Source organism: Eisenbergiella porci (assembly GCF_009696275.1).
Lineage (GTDB): Bacteria > Bacillota > Clostridia > Lachnospirales > Lachnospiraceae > Eisenbergiella > Eisenbergiella porci.
This window is the reverse complement of record NZ_VUMI01000068.1, coordinates 14,934-29,186: the sequence shown is the minus strand read 5'-3', so window position 1 is coordinate 29,186 and position 14,253 is coordinate 14,934. Positions and strand designations below refer to the sequence as shown.

The following is a 14,253-nucleotide window of genomic DNA, read 5'->3' as shown; positions in this document are numbered from 1 at the left end:
TAACACAAAAGGCACGGCATAAAGCAATCTGATGAAAAATCCATCAGAATAATTTATGCTGTGCCTCTTTTTAATTTGGTGGAGTGTGGCATGGTTTGGTGCCAGATAAAATGCGGGATAACACTTTATCAGGCTCTGATCGCTTACATCTACTACGAAGCCCCTGCCGAAGAAAAGAATATGAATACCCTGCTGGATATGCTCAATGCCTGCGAGTGCCGGGAAGATGATGAAAATTTCAAGTCCGCTGTTGACCTTCTGTTTGAACAGTTGGAACAGCGCAACCCCGACCATTTTGCGGCAAGGCAATATAAGAAATTCAAGATGGCTGCGGGAGATGTATGCTCTAAGTGACTTCTTAATCATGGTTTTTGTCATGGTTAGTGAAGCAGTCACTTAGAGCATTTTCATTTCAGGAGGTACAGCCATGAGAAACGAGAAAATCACCCCACTGTATGAGCGTTTGAGCCGCGATGATGAGTTACAGGGCGAGAGCAACTCCATAAGCCATCAAAAGCAGATGTTAGAGGATTTTGCCCGCCGGAATGGGCTGCCCAACCCTACGCACTTTACCGATGATGGTATCTCAGGCACCCGGTTTGACCGCCCCGGATTTTTGGCGATGATGGAGGAAGTGGAGGCAGGGCGTGTAGAGGCAATCGTCATCAAGGACATGAGCCGGTTAGGGCGTGACTATCTGAAAGTCGGCCAGGTCATGGAGATTTTGCGGCAGCGCGGCGTCCGGTTAATTGCCATCAATGACGGTGTGGACAGTCTGAAAGGCGATGATGATTTTACCCCGTTCCGCAACATTATGAACGAGTTTTACGCCCGCGACACCAGCCGGAAAATCCGCTCTGTGTTTAAGTCCAAAGGCATGAGCGGCAAGCACCTGACCGGCACCGTTATCTACGGCTATCTGTGGGACGAAAAGCGGGAACACTGGCTTGTGGATGAAGAAGCCGCCGCTGTGGTACGCCATATTTTCGCGCTTGCGATGGAGGGCTACGGCCCCTATCAGATCGCAACCAAGTTGTCAGAAGAAAAAATTGAAATGCCAGCCGTTCACCTTGCCCGCTATGGCGAGGGAGTGAACAAGAATAAGGCCTTTGCGGATATTTATCGTTGGAGTGCCTCTACCGTTGTTGAAATCCTGAAAAAACAGGAGTATTTAGGCCATACGGTCAATTTCAAAACCCGCAAGCACTTTAAGGACAAGAAAAGTCACTATGTTGACGAAAGCGAATGGACGATTTTTGAGAACACCCATGAGGTCATTATCGACCAGGAAACCTTTGACAATGTGCAGCGTATCCGGGGAAACGCCAGACGCTACCCGGACGGCTTTGGGGAGGCCCATCCCCTGACCGGCCTGATGTACTGCGCCGATTGCGGCGGCAAGATGTATGTTCACCGCACATACAACGGCAAGCGCGTCCCGCAGTACACTTGCGGCCAGTATGGGAAGTATCCTATCGGCTCCCTTTGCCCTACACAGCACCGTATCAAGGCCGAAGCTGTTCTGACCCTGATTGCCGATATGCTCCGGGCCATCGCGGAGTATTCCAGGAATGACCGGGCCGAGTTTATCCGCACCGTCCAGGAAACGCAGGTAGCCCAGCAGACCGCCGACATATCCAAGAAGCGGAAACGGCTGGCCGCCGCCCAAAAGCGGGCCGGGGAACTGGAAAAGCTGATTTGCAAAATCTATGAGGACAACGCCCTGGGTAAGCTGCCGGACGCCCGGTATGAGGCCCTGGACGCACAGTACGCCAAAGAGCAGGACGCCCTCAATGCGGAAATCGTGGAATTGGAAAAGGCCGTTACCGGCTATGAGCAGAGCCGGAAATCTGCGGAGAAGTTTATTGCCCTGATTGACAAGTACGAGAACTTCGACACGCTGACAAACACCATGCTCAACGAGTTTGTAGAGAAAATCCTTGTCCATGAACGCGCCCGTAAAGGCAGCCAGGATACCACACAGGAGGTTGAAATCTACTTCAACTTTGTGGGCCGCTATATCCCTCCTGCCTTGCAGCCGGTTCCCCTGACCCCGGAGGAACAGGAAGAACTGCGGAAGAAGGAGGAACGCAAGGACAGGCTTCACCAGAACTACTTGCGCCGCAAGGCTAATGGCAAGCAGAAGGAATGGGAAGAACGCTACAACGCCAAGCGCAAGGCGAAAATGGAGGCAGCAAAGGCCGCGATCCGGGCCGAGGATATGGAGAAGGGCATTTTTACCACCGTCAGCCAGTTACCCAGGCAGGAGCCGCGCAAGGCCACCTTACCGGCCAGCGCCGCAGTTTAACCATCACAGTGCAAAGGAGGACAAACATGAACGAATTGACTTACACCCGCTGCGGGGATTACTACATCCCCGACCTGGAGTTGTCCGAGCAGCCGGAGGCCCCCATCGGCAAGTATGGCCGTATGCGGCAACGCTACCTGAAGGAACACCGGCCCGGCCTTTACAGCAGCTTGATTTTGAGCGAAAAGCTGTACCCGCACCTGTTGGAGATTGACCGGGCGGCGCGGGAGCGGATGGACGCCATGCTGCCCCGGATGATGGAGGCGGCGGGCGTCACCGAGGAACTGAAAGCCCGTGACCCCATGCGCTGGGTGGGGCTGATGAACACGCTGAAAGCGCAGGCGGAGGAAATCGTTTTTCAGGAATTGATCTACGGGTAAGTATAGTATAAAAGAGGCCGGAATTTGCCGCCACAGGGCGATAAATCCCGGCCTTTATATCATGCTATGTAATTAAAGCTGCCATCCAGCGGATGCGAGTTTGAGGTTTAGGAAATTTCTATAAATTCCCTCTTGTGAAATCAAAGACTGGTGAGTTCCCTGTTGAGCAATTCTACCCTGATCTATTACAATGATTTGATCTGCGTTTTCCACTGTACTCAAACGATGGGCAATCGAAATTAAGGTTTTATTTTTCGTCAGTTCTGAAATCGCAGATAAAAGTGCCTGCTCATTTTCCGGATCAACGCTGGAAGTGGCCTCATCCAAAATAATAATAGGTGCATCTTTAAGAATCGCTCTGGCAATAGAAATTCGTTGCTTCTCTCCGCCGGAAAGTGTAGAGCCTCCCTCGCCGATGATTGTATTGTACCCATCTGGCAACGCTGAAATAAAATCATGGCAGCAAGCACGTTTTGCGGCAGCTTCTACTTCCTCGTGGGTAGCATCAGGCTTTCCAAATTTGATGTTGTTTTCAATAGAATCGTGGAAAAGATATACATTCTGAAAGACCATGCTGATATGCTCCAAAATACTATCCGCAGTATAGTTTTTTACATCCTTTCCGCCAATTCGTACAGCGCCATCCTGCACATCCCAAAACCGGGCAATTAAATTACACAAAGTTGTTTTTCCACTTCCAGATGGGCCAACAATAGCACAGGTAGTATGTTCTGGAATGTTCAGAGAGATGTCATGGATGACCTGCCGCTTGTCATAGCCAAATGATACATGATCCAGTGTTATATCGTAGTGGGAAGTTTCTAATTTGTCTGTGCTGGTGTCCATTTGAGGTATATTGGTGACTTCTTCTAACCGATCCAGTTCTGTGTTGATTTTCTTGCTCAAAAAGGCGCTGTTTCCCATTGTTTCTAAGTCAGAGTACACAGTAAATGCGCAAAACAGGAAAGTCAAGCAGTAGGGCAAACTTATTTTTCCAGCCATAAAAAGCAAACCCGCCGCAGCAATCAGTACACAGCTCATGAGCTTATAGACCAGAATATAAAAACGGAGAACCCCGGCCGTAGCCTTTTCCTGCCCATAATCTGCATCCCACTTTTTTTGAAATGCGCTGCGTACTTCTCGTTGTCCTTCCTCACCTTTGGAGAAAGACCGTAGAACAGAAATCCCTCGGATATATTCCATTGTTTTGCTCACCAGGTTTTCCTGTGCTTCTTGATAAATAGGAGCATATTGCGCGGCTCTACTGCGGACCCAACGAAGAACAAGTAAACCTAATAATAGTCCAATCAAACTTAAAATGGCAATGATAGGGTTGAAAAAGAACATCATAATTGACATGAGAGCTGCCATAGCAACACCGCTTGTCATCTGCTCGATTGCAAGCATGGAGTAACCCTCTAAATCAGCAATCGTCGTAGTAAGTATTGTCTGAATAGTTCCTAAATTTTGCTCTGAAAAGTAGCCCATAGGAGCCTGTTTCAATTTTTCTCCTATTTCCAGACGATAATCACGGAAAATATCATATCCCGTTCCACTCATGGTACGGTCATACATCCATTGGAAGAAAAAGCGTCCGATAACACTTCCTAATACAACACCAAAGGCTTGTAGAATAATAGTAGGTGTAAGATTTTCTAAATGTAATAAAATCCAAAAAACACCGAACATCATAAAACCATTGAAAAAGGATTTGAGAATATTAAATGTGATGCCAACGATGATTTTCTGTCGGCTTCTACCCGCAATCTTAAAAATCCGGCGTATCATTTCAAGCATGGTTTTCCACTCCTCCTTTCAAGTCTGCTTCTTCTATGGTTCCGGCATAATCTTGCCACATCTTTTGATAGATGGGGCATTCCCGGAGAAGTTCTTCTTGTGTCCCACGGCCTGCAATATTTCCGTTTGCCACAACCAGAATTTGATCGGCATTGCGAATCGTATTCAAACGGTGCGCTACAACAATCAATGTCTTTCCGGCCACTAATTTGCTGATTGCCTGTTGAATTAGCGCCTCATTTTCTGGATCAGCATAGGCAGTGGCCTCGTCTAAAATGACTACGGATGACGGTTTTAGCATGGCCCTCGCAATCGTAATACGTTGGCGCTCCCCGCCAGAAAGTCGGTCTCCGGCATCACCGGCCAGTGTGTCATATCCCTGCTCTAACTGCATAATAAAGTCATGACAGTTAGCAGCTTTTGCGGCATCTTCTACTTCTTCATCTGTTGCTGCCGGATTACCCATGCGGATATTTTCCCGAATGGATTTGTCGAATAGGAAATTGTCTTGTGCCACATAACTGATTTCACCCATCAACTGCTCAAAAGGGATTTGACGAATATCCTGGCCGCCGAAACGCACAGAGCCAGAAGTCACATCCCAAAAACCAGCCATCAGTTTTGCAATCGTGGATTTACCAGAACCGGAAGGCCCAACAATAGCCGTCATAGTGCCGGGTCTGGTTTGAAAAGAAATACCGTGGAGAACTTCGGTTTCTTTATAGCCGAAATGTACGTCCTCAAATTGGTAAGTACGTTCTCCCAAAGATACAGGTTCAGAGGGTCGGACAAGTTCCGGGGTTTTTAGGAAAGCGGTTACTTGCTCCAAATTACCTTTTATCATGCTGACTTGCTCCATCGCCTCGGACACTTTCATCAATGGAGCAACGAACCCCAGCGGAACTACTAAAGATATTAAAAATACGGGAAGTGAAAGCGTTCCTTCCATGTAAAGCCATGCGCCTACTGGCAATGTACCCAAAAGAGTAGAAGGCAGGACGGCTCGTGCCGCTGCATTCCAAAACCAGCATTGACTCCACCACTCCATTGTAGAATCGTGAAAATAGTTGACAGACTTTGAGTATTTTCCATAAGAGGATGCAGAACGGTTAAACGCTTTAATGACTTGAATGCCGCTGACATATTCTACTAAGGAGCTGTTCATATCATTGGCAGAGCGCATATAGTTTTCCATTCGAGGGCCATAACCGCGCATCATAGCAGCGAAAAAGAGAATACCCAGTGGAATTGTGATTAGGGATGCAAGCCCCATGCGCCAGTCCAGAATGAAAATCAGGAGAATACTGCACAACGGCGCTGCAATATTCGATGGCAGCTCTGGCATAAAATGAGCCATAGAATCCTCTAACTTTGCAACATTATCTACAATTAGGTTTTTGAAAGTTCCCGTAGGCGTTTCCAGCATAACGCCCATTGGGACTTTTGCCATCCGATCTGTAATTGCTTCACGGATATTTTTCAAAATTGTGAAGGAAATTTTGTGGGACATGAGAGAAGATCGCCATGTGAGAAGCATTTTTATAAGCTGACATATGGCGGCTATTCCACTAAAGAACAAAACACGCTGTATGGTGGCTGTACCGCGGTAGAGTTCATCCGCCAACAGCGCCACCATTAGGAATGGTACGATACCAAACATTTCCCCTAACACAGCAAGAAGAATGGAAATACGCATTTTGCTGTTTCTCTCGCCCACAAAAGCAAAGAGTTGGCGGATTGCACCCGGTTCTTTATTTGGCATAAGAAAGCCTCCTTTCGAGCAACTGAAAATACAAGGAGGGTATTGCATTTTCGATGGCATCGTGATATAATCTGAATTACGGTGTAATATTACAGTGTAATTCAAGTATAGGATGGAGGGATGGAAATGTCAAGGGATTTTCAGCAGACCCATGAAAATCTTTTGGCCTGTGCAAAAAAGCATTTTCTGGAAAATGGTTTTGAACGTGCCAGTATCCGTGAAATCTGTAAGGCCGCCCATGTGACAAACGGGGCATTTTACAATCATTTCGAGGACAAAGAGGCTTTGTTCGGCGCACTTGTCGAACCAGTGGTTCAGGCGGTATCTGAGATGTATTCCGATTCTGTCATCAAGCATTTTGAATTAGCTCGGACGGATGAATTAAAGCAACTCTGGAAACTGTCGGAGGACACGATCCGCCAGATTATCGAATACATTTATGAACATTTTGATGTATTCAAACTGCTGCTGATGCAGTCTGCGGGGACAAAATATGCTTCTTTTCTGGATGATGTGGTGCGTTCCGATATTCGGGAGACACAAAAGCTAATTGCGGAACTGAAGGAACGCGGAGTTCCCGTACATGATTTGGAGGATGACGAGTGGCATATGCTTGTTCATTCTTACTATTCATCTATCGCAGAAATTGTCTTGCACAATTATCCGAAAGATGCCGCGATAAAATATGCTCATACATTGGCCGCTTTTTTCAGTTCCGGGTGGCAAACTGTTTTGGGGATTTGATCCCCAAAATTTTTGATTGGCAGTTAGCGTAATCTAACTAACTGTGATAAAGGAAGGTGGTTTAATCTCTCATATTTAAAATGATTCTTGCTTCTTAATGTATCAATCGAAATTATATTGAAAGGACTTTTTGAAAATGGAAAACACAAATAAACTTACAGGCAAAGATCTTATCAATGTTGGTATTTATTCTGCAATGACTCTCGTCATTTTCTTTGTCGTTGGACTATTAACTGCGTTACCAGTAGTATATCCATTCCTTTTTGTGATTTGGCCGATTGTATGCGGTATCCCTATGATGCTGTATTACACAAAAATCAAGAAATTTGGAATGCTTACCATTACCGGCATCATTGGCGGTATCTTCTTCTATTTAATCGGCTATGGCTGGATCGGCCTGCTCGGCTGGGTGCTCGGCGGCATTCTAAGCGATGTTGTGCTCAAAATCGGCGGCTATCAGAAATTCAAAGTCACTGTTCTGAGCTATGCCTGCTTTTGCCTCGGTATCATGGGTTGCCCCGCCAATCTCTGGTTTGCCGGTGAAGCGTATTGGGAAAACATCCACACCTCCATGGGTGATCAGTACGCAAACACCTTGCAATCCCTGATGCCCTCCTGGATGATGTATTTGGGTTTTGCGCTGCTGTTTGTGGGCGGTATTCTGGGCGCGCTTCTGGGCCATAAAATGCTGAAAAAACACTTTGAGAGAGCGGGCATTGTGTAATGGAGCAGCTTCAAGCGGTTGTTGAAAACAGAACAGGCTTTTGCTTGGACCCACGAACCAAGCTGTTGCTGATGGCCGTTGTCGCTACCGCAGAATTTCTATATAGCCACACCGCCTTTATGATCGCGGTGGCGATGATTCCCTTTGTCCTGTTGCTGACTAACCGGCAGTATAAGACGGCAACGGTGTTCTTCTGCCTGTTCGCAGCGGGGCTGTTTGTGCAGGCTATCCAGAACTCCGTCCAGTTTCCCATGATCGTCAATATGCTGGTAGTCCTGTTGGTGGGACTGGTTCTGCGGCTGTTTCCGGCTTTTGTGATGGGAGCCTATATTATCAAGTCCACCACGGCCAGCGAGTGCATTACCGCACTTGGCCGGATGCACATTGGGCGGCAGATCACCATTCCGCTCTCCGTCCTGTTTCGTTTTATCCCTACCATGCAGGAGGAGTCGGCGGCCATCAAGGATGCCATGCGGATGCGGGAGGTCCAGTTCGGGACAAAGAAGTTCTGGCAAAATCCCGCCGCCCTGATTGAATACCGTTTTATTCCCCTGATGATCTCGGTGGTCAAAATCGGGGATGATCTCTCTGCGGCAGCCTTGACCCGCGGCCTGGATAACCCGGTCCGGCGCACCAATATCACAAAGGTCGGGTTTACCGGCTGGGATCTGCTGGCGGTGCTGATTGCCGGAACTGCACTGCTCTCTACATACTTTTTCAGCCCGTGGTAAGGAGGTGATACTGTGATTGAATTGAAAGATGTTTCCTTTACCTATGAGAGTGGGGAAACCGAGAACAACCTAAGCCATATCAATCTGGCAATTCAGGACGGTGAAACTATCCTGCTCTGTGGAGAGTCTGGCTGTGGCAAGACAACACTAACCCGGCTGATCAACGGTTTGATCCCACATTACTACGGTGGGAAACTGACCGGGCAAGTCCTCTTAGATGGGAAAGAGCTAAAAGACTATCCCCTTTATCAAATCGGACAGCGGGTGGGGTCTGTATTCCAAAACCCAAGAACACAATTCTACAATGTAGATACCACCAGTGAGATTGTTTTTGGGTGTGAAAACATGGCCCTGCCAGTCCCGGAGATGCGGAAGCGTCTGGAGGAGACTGCCCACAGCCTCAAGCTGGAAAAACTGCTGAACCGGAGCTTGTTTGCCCTATCCGGCGGGGAAAAACAGAAAATCGCCTGCGCCTCTGCCGACGCAATCCACCCGGACATCTTTGTACTGGACGAGCCATCCTCCAACCTGGATATTTCCACCATTGAAGATTTAATTGGCGTAATCCGGCACTGGCGGTCCGAGAAAAAGACTGTGATCGTCGCGGAACACCGGCTTTATTATCTCGTTCCCTACGCAGATCGGATTATCTACATGAAACATGGAGAGATCAGTAAGGAATTTACAAGGCAGCAATTTCAATTACTGTCTCCCGAAACTTTACAGGGAATGGGGCTACGCGCCCTTGATCCATTCAACCTTCCACCGGAGGCCAAACCAAAAGCGAAACCGCCGACTTTACATATCAAGGAATTTCGGTTTTCTTATGATAAACACGGCCCTCTTATTGTGGACATTCCTGATTTGACGCTACCACAAGGAGAAATCATTGGAATTATTGGGAATAACGGCGCGGGAAAATCCACATTTGCTCGTTGCCTGTGTGGATTGGACAAACGGGCTTTGGGTGAGTTAGAACTTAATGGACATTCTTATCGTGCAAAGCAGCGGTGCCACATATCTTACATGGTTATGCAAGATGTAAACCACCAACTGTTTACCGAGGATGTGTTGGATGAATTGCTTCTTAGTATGGACGGTGAGGACGAAAAAGAAAATACAGAATGGGCAAACCAGATTTTATCCAGCCTTGATTTAGCAGCCAAAATCAAACTGCATCCCATGTCTTTATCTGGCGGGGAAAAGCAACGGGTAGCGATTGGAAGTGCTATCGCCTCAAACAAGGAAATCCTTGTTTTTGACGAACCGACCAGTGGCTTAGACTATTTCCATATGGTAGAGGTGTCTGATAATTTGAACCGCTTAAAAGACATGGGAAAAAGCCTATTCCTGATTACCCATGATCCTGAATTGATTTATAAGTGTTGTACTTATCTTCTGTTTATTCAAGAGAATAAGGTGCTATGGCATCGGCCAATGGATGATGAAGCAATCAAACTCTTACGGGCATTTTTCTCACATGAAAAAGGAGCAAATATAATCAATGCGTCTTAGCAAAACGCTTCATGCGTCCGGGGAGGACTACCTGGAAATCATCCTTGTTCTCCAAAAGAAACTCGGTATGGTACGCTCCGTAGATGTGGCCCGGCACATGGAGGTGTCAAAGCCCAGCGTGTGCCATGCAGTGGCTACCTTGCGGGATGGCGGCTTTCTCACAATGGACGAAGATCACTTTCTCCATTTGACCGATGTGGGCCGCGAGGTGGCTGAAAGAATCTATGAACGCCACTGTTTCTTTACCGAGCAGCTTATCGCCGCAGGCGTTGACCCCAAAACTGCGGAGGCCGACGCCTGCCGGATTGAACACATTATCAGCGATGAGAGTTTTGACCGGCTGAAAGAGTCAGCCGCACAAAAGCAAGAATAAACCGAATAAGCCAAGCGATCCTGCCCCGCAAGACGGGGAAAGAAAAAAACCGTTGCAGGGCAGGCAGCTTCGTGCGCCCATAATGGATTTTCAAGGACTGCGGCGGTTTTGAGTAACATCAAGGCCGCCGTTTCTTATGCCCTCGACAAAGGAGTGACGACTACACGCTGACACGGCGGCTTTAGGAGGGAACCGCCATGAAGCACATTGACCGCCGACAAATTCAGACGATATTTCACTACCGTCAAAAAAAGCCCAGTCAACGAACAGGCCCCGTCTGGTAGCCGGTGCGAAAATTGTCATTCTGTAAGTGAATATTGGAGTTTTTGCGCTCGAATAGCTTTCTGCTGTCCGGGCGTTTTTTCATACCTGTGGGGCCGTAACATCAGGCCAGCATGGCCCGAACCCTGGCCCCAGTGCCGTTCTCCGCCGCCCCATTCAGATTTACCAAAAAAATCTGAATGGAGGAAAGGCAGATGGAAGTTACCATCAATAATAACGGACAAGCTGTGGCCGTGGAGGTTACGCTGGAAGTCTATGAATTTCTTGACCGGGCCGATCACAAAACGGAGAACCTGTTCCATGAACAGCGGCGGCATTGGGATGGCCGGGAGTTTGACGAGTACATCATTACCACCGAGGGTGTAGGAGCCTACGGCGAAACGCCGGAAGAATACCTTTGCCGCATGGAAACGCTGCATGAGCTGATGGCTGTTCTGGACACCTGTACCGAGGCCCAGCGCCGCCGGTTCCTGCTCTATGCGCTTGACGGACTGAGCCTTGCGGAGATCGGTGTACTGTGCAGCTGCTCCAAAGTGGCTGTGTATCAAAGTGTGGAGGCGGTCAGAAAAAAATTTATAAATTTCTTTGAGAACAGGCTTAACGAATGACCTGTTTTCTGGCTACCAAGTGAAAGGGATCATTTCCCTTATCTCAGCGAGGGGCGGACAGCGGACGAGCTGTCCGCCTCTCCGATTTTCAGGAGGTAAGCCTATGAAAACAATCAATCTGCGGTGGATGTATCCCCACTACCGGCATGACGAGTTTGTGGATGTTACGGACGAGGTATGGGCAGCGATGTATCAGGCCAAGCGGGAGATGGAGAACTATGAGCGTCGGAAAGTCTACCACCGCGCCTACTACTCTCTGGACGCATACAGCTGGCTGGAAAATTACGCACTGGAACACAGCAAATCGCCGGAAGATATTTTGCTGGAACGAGAAGAAATGACCACCCGCCTATACCTGATTGCAGCTCTGCCGGTGGCTCTGGCTCATGCCACTCCGACACAGGCCCGCCGTGTTCACGCCTATTACATTGCTGGTATCAAGCAGCCGGAAATCTCTCGGATAGAGGGCGTCCACAGCAGCAAGGTTAGCGTTGCCATCCGCCGGGGTCTGCGGAATATGCGCCGCTGCTATGATGGCCTTTTCCAAACAGAGTGAGGGCATGCCTATGCAGACCATCAATCTCAAACAATATTATCCATTTTGCAAAGAGGACATTTTTGTGGAGGTGTCCGATGAGATCGTCGAAGCGTTTCTTCTGGACAAGAGAGCCGAGGCCGCCAGAGATCGCAAGATGTTCCGGTATAAGGCGTTTTATTCCCTCGATTGTAACGATGGAATCGAAAATGCCGCCATCGGCTGGGCGCAGCCATCGCCGGAGGACTACCTGATAGAAAAAGAAGAATTAGCCGAATACGAAGAACTGATACGGCGATTGTATGAAGCCATTTCCTCCCTGCCGCCTATGCAGGCTCGCCGTGTTCACGCCCGCTATATGCTGGGTATGAAAGTGAAAGATATTGCCGCAATGGAGGGTATCACGCCATCACAGGCGGGAAAATCCATCCATGCCGCACTGCGGAGACTGCGCCGGTACTTTGCTCGACAGAAATGGACGGTCAATCTATGAGCGTTTCCAAAGAAAAGAGGTGCATGACATGAACGAAAAAAATACAGCCCACCCCCAAAAAGAAGAACGGGAGAAAGTCCTGAAGGAGATTCGGCAGCTTGAAAACCGAAAGAAGATTTTGGAGAACAAGCAGCGGAACGAAGAACGCAGGGTTCGTACCCGCCGCCTGATTGAGCGTGGAGCCGTTTTGGAGGGGATTTTCCCGTTGGCTCCCGACCTTTCCGGCGCGGAGGTCAAAACATTTCTGATTGCCCTGTCCCATCTTCCGGGGGCTGCGGAATTGACTGCAAACCTGCCAAAATCCGGGGACACGCCATAAGTCCCTTGTTTACAAGGGCGCACTTATACACCGTTGCCGGTGTCGTGCGCCCTGCCGGGGGCTGTTGCGTACTTCGTCCGCGATGGGGCGCTACACTCCCCAAACCCCTTGTGCGCCCCGCGCAGCCAGACACCCGCTTCGCGTTTGTTCGGCTCCACGGAGCCTGAAATATCCCCGCCGAAAGGAGGTGCCACCCATAGATTTTTGCCATATTCCCGTCAGTATCATCAAGCGCAGCGAGGGCCGTTCCGCTGTTGCCGCAGCCGCCTACCGAAGCGGAACAAAACTGACGAATGAATGGGACGGCCTGACCCATGATTACACCCGGAAGGGCGGCGTTGTCCATGCGGAAATCATGCTGCCCGCACACGCCCCGCCAGAGTTTGCAGACCGCTCCACCCTCTGGAACAGTGTGGAGCAGATCGAGAAAGCCAGGGACAGCCAGCTTGCCCGCGAGATCGAGGCGGCTTTGCCCCGCGAACTGTCCAGGGAACAGCAGCTTGCCCTTGTCCGGGCCTATGTGAAGGACAACTTTGTGGACAAGGGGATGTGCGCTGATTTTGCCATCCATGACAAGGGAACCGGCAACCCCCATGTCCATATCATGCTGACCGTCCGGCCCTTAAAAGAAAACGGCGCATGGGGCGCGAAGTGCCGCAAGGCATACGACCTGGACGAAAACGGCCAGCGCATCCCGGACGAGAGAGGCGGCTGGAAGAACCACCGGGAGGACACCACCGACTGGAACGACAAAGGGAATGTGGAGATTTGGCGAGCAGCATGGGCGGCTTATACCAACCGGGCATTGGAGGCAGCCGGTCAGCCTGCCCTGGTAGACCACCGCAGCTACAAGCGACAGGGCATTGATAAAATCCCCTCTGTCCACCTGGGGCCAGCGGCCAGCCAGATGGAGAAGCGCGGTATCCGCACCGACAAGGGAGAAGTAAACCGACAGATCGCCGCCGACAACAAGCTGCTCAAGGAAATCAAGGCCCGCATTACCCGCCTTTACAACTGGTCTAAGGCAGAAGCCGAAAAGCCGGAGGGCCAGCAGCCCAGCATGATTGACTTGTGGGAGGCCCAGCAGCAGCTCAAGCAGCCTGACACCCGCACCGGCAAAATCCGAGCTTTGCAGGAGAGCGCCGCCCTGTTCAGCTTTTTGCAGGCAAACGGCATCCAGTCCATGCAGCAGCTCCATGAAAAAATAGCAGATATGAACACCCGCTACTATGACCTGCGGGGAAAAATCGTTAAGGCCGAGCGCCGGATCGCTGTCCTCACCGAGCGCGGGGAGATGTGGGCGCAGTACAACAAGTACAAGACTGTCCATAAGCAGTTTGCCAAGGTGAAGCCGGAGAAGCGGGAACTGTTCGAGCAGCGCCACAGCCGAGAACTGATCCTCTATGACGCGGCGGCCCGGTATCTGAAAGAACTGAAAGCCAGCGGCGAGGAAATCACCCCGAAGGAATGGCGGCGTGAGATCGACCTGTTGACCGCCCAGAAACAGGTGGACAGCATCGACATGAAAGCTATGCGGGAGGAGCTAAAAGCTGTGGAACGGCTCCGCAAGGCCGCCGACCAACTGGCCCGGCAGGAACGGGACAAGCCCCGCGACCGGGGGCCGGAGCGGTAAAGGGTACGGCGCTTTGCCGACCCCTTTCAGGTGCGTCGCGTTTCACGAC

General features: G+C 49.8%; 14 protein-coding genes and 1 pseudogene. 13 read left to right on the top strand and 2 right to left on the bottom strand.

All coding sequences use genetic code 11. The annotated features are described in order from the left end of the window. Positions 1-126: 126 nt before the first annotated feature. The 3 genes and pseudogenes from FYJ45_RS25930 to FYJ45_RS25920 all read left to right on the top strand — a co-directional run. Positions 127-336 (top strand): annotated as a pseudogene (locus FYJ45_RS25930) (VirD4-like conjugal transfer protein, CD1115 family); the annotation flags it as partial. Between the two features lie 91 nt (positions 337-427). Further along, entirely contained in the window at positions 428-2,308 is a 1,881-nt protein-coding gene (locus FYJ45_RS25925; protein WP_003509377.1) for a DUF4368 domain-containing protein, read from the top strand. 26 nt (positions 2,309-2,334) lie between these two features. Continuing rightward, positions 2,335-2,688, top strand: coding sequence for a TnpV protein (locus FYJ45_RS25920; protein ID WP_003509375.1), 354 nt, complete (start codon positions 2,335-2,337; stop codon positions 2,686-2,688). Positions 2,689-2,760: 72 nt separating this feature from the next. Here FYJ45_RS25920 and FYJ45_RS25915 read toward each other — a convergent pair whose 3' ends face one another. After that, positions 2,761-4,485, bottom strand: a complete 1,725-nt coding sequence (locus FYJ45_RS25915; RefSeq protein ID WP_003500071.1) for an ABC transporter ATP-binding protein — start codon at positions 4,483-4,485, stop codon at positions 2,761-2,763. After that, positions 4,478-6,247: an ABC transporter ATP-binding protein gene (locus FYJ45_RS25910; RefSeq protein ID WP_003509372.1), complete on the bottom strand. Its 1,770-nt coding sequence runs from the start codon at positions 6,245-6,247 to the stop codon at positions 4,478-4,480. The genes FYJ45_RS25915 and FYJ45_RS25910 overlap by 8 nt, the downstream gene beginning before the upstream one ends. Positions 6,248-6,373: 126 nt before the next feature. Between FYJ45_RS25910 and FYJ45_RS25905 the strand changes: the two genes are divergently transcribed. The 10 genes from FYJ45_RS25905 (at position 6,374) to mobQ (ending at position 14,204) form a co-directional block, all read left to right on the top strand. Beyond that, the gene (locus tag FYJ45_RS25905) at positions 6,374-6,991 is read left to right on the top strand and encodes a TetR/AcrR family transcriptional regulator (RefSeq protein WP_154467955.1); all 618 of its coding nucleotides are present in this window, start codon (positions 6,374-6,376) and stop codon (positions 6,989-6,991) included. 136 nt (positions 6,992-7,127) lie between these two features. Next, positions 7,128-7,715, top strand: a complete 588-nt coding sequence (locus FYJ45_RS25900; protein ID WP_003500067.1) for an MptD family putative ECF transporter S component — start codon at positions 7,128-7,130, stop codon at positions 7,713-7,715. Further along, entirely contained in the window at positions 7,715-8,446 is a 732-nt protein-coding gene (locus tag FYJ45_RS25895; RefSeq protein WP_003500066.1) for an energy-coupling factor transporter transmembrane component T, read from the top strand. Before FYJ45_RS25900 ends, FYJ45_RS25895 begins: the two co-directional genes overlap by 1 nt. A 12-nt stretch (positions 8,447-8,458) precedes the next feature. Then, positions 8,459-9,961, top strand: coding sequence for an ABC transporter ATP-binding protein (locus tag FYJ45_RS25890; RefSeq protein WP_009296686.1), 1,503 nt, complete (start codon positions 8,459-8,461; stop codon positions 9,959-9,961). Continuing rightward, positions 9,951-10,334, top strand: coding sequence for a metal-dependent transcriptional regulator (locus FYJ45_RS25885; protein ID WP_003509367.1), 384 nt, complete (start codon positions 9,951-9,953; stop codon positions 10,332-10,334). The genes FYJ45_RS25890 and FYJ45_RS25885 overlap by 11 nt, the downstream gene beginning before the upstream one ends. Positions 10,335-10,810: 476 nt before the next feature. Next, on the top strand, positions 10,811-11,224 hold the full coding sequence (locus FYJ45_RS25880; RefSeq protein ID WP_154467954.1) for an RNA polymerase sigma factor: 414 nt from the start codon (positions 10,811-10,813) through the stop codon (positions 11,222-11,224). 103 nt (positions 11,225-11,327) lie between these two features. Beyond that, on the top strand, positions 11,328-11,780 hold the full coding sequence (locus tag FYJ45_RS25875) for a sigma-24 (protein WP_003509363.1): 453 nt from the start codon (positions 11,328-11,330) through the stop codon (positions 11,778-11,780). 10 nt (positions 11,781-11,790) lie between these two features. Beyond that, entirely contained in the window at positions 11,791-12,252 is a 462-nt protein-coding gene (locus FYJ45_RS25870; RefSeq protein ID WP_009296689.1) for an RNA polymerase sigma factor, read from the top strand. A 28-nt stretch (positions 12,253-12,280) separates the two neighbouring features. Continuing rightward, complete coding sequence (locus tag FYJ45_RS25865) at positions 12,281-12,571, top strand: DUF3847 domain-containing protein (protein ID WP_003509359.1); 291 nt, start codon at positions 12,281-12,283, stop codon at positions 12,569-12,571. A 187-nt stretch (positions 12,572-12,758) separates the two neighbouring features. Next, positions 12,759-14,204 carry a MobQ family relaxase gene (mobQ, locus tag FYJ45_RS25860; protein ID WP_003509358.1) on the top strand — a complete coding sequence of 482 codons (1,446 nt, stop codon included), beginning with the start codon at positions 12,759-12,761 and terminating at the stop codon, positions 14,202-14,204. Positions 14,205-14,253 lie beyond the last annotated feature (49 nt).

Bases quoted from the DNA above. Each gene is read 5' to 3' on its own strand.
- FYJ45_RS25925 (WP_003509377.1), top strand. From the start codon at position 428: ATGAGAAACGAGAAAATCACCCCACTGTATGAGCGTTTGAGCCGCGAT.
- FYJ45_RS25920 (WP_003509375.1), top strand. From the start codon at position 2,335: ATGAACGAATTGACTTACACCCGCTGCGGGGATTACTACATCCCCGAC.
- FYJ45_RS25915 (WP_003500071.1), bottom strand. From the start codon at position 4,485: ATGCTTGAAATGATACGCCGGATTTTTAAGATTGCGGGTAGAAGCCGA.
- FYJ45_RS25910 (WP_003509372.1), bottom strand. From the start codon at position 6,247: ATGCCAAATAAAGAACCGGGTGCAATCCGCCAACTCTTTGCTTTTGTG.
- FYJ45_RS25905 (WP_154467955.1), top strand. From the start codon at position 6,374: ATGTCAAGGGATTTTCAGCAGACCCATGAAAATCTTTTGGCCTGTGCA.
- FYJ45_RS25900 (WP_003500067.1), top strand. From the start codon at position 7,128: ATGGAAAACACAAATAAACTTACAGGCAAAGATCTTATCAATGTTGGT.
- FYJ45_RS25895 (WP_003500066.1), top strand. From the start codon at position 7,715: ATGGAGCAGCTTCAAGCGGTTGTTGAAAACAGAACAGGCTTTTGCTTG.
- FYJ45_RS25885 (WP_003509367.1), top strand. From the start codon at position 9,951: ATGCGTCTTAGCAAAACGCTTCATGCGTCCGGGGAGGACTACCTGGAA.
- FYJ45_RS25880 (WP_154467954.1), top strand. From the start codon at position 10,811: ATGGAAGTTACCATCAATAATAACGGACAAGCTGTGGCCGTGGAGGTT.
- FYJ45_RS25875 (WP_003509363.1), top strand. From the start codon at position 11,328: ATGAAAACAATCAATCTGCGGTGGATGTATCCCCACTACCGGCATGAC.
- FYJ45_RS25870 (WP_009296689.1), top strand. From the start codon at position 11,791: ATGCAGACCATCAATCTCAAACAATATTATCCATTTTGCAAAGAGGAC.
- FYJ45_RS25865 (WP_003509359.1), top strand. From the start codon at position 12,281: ATGAACGAAAAAAATACAGCCCACCCCCAAAAAGAAGAACGGGAGAAA.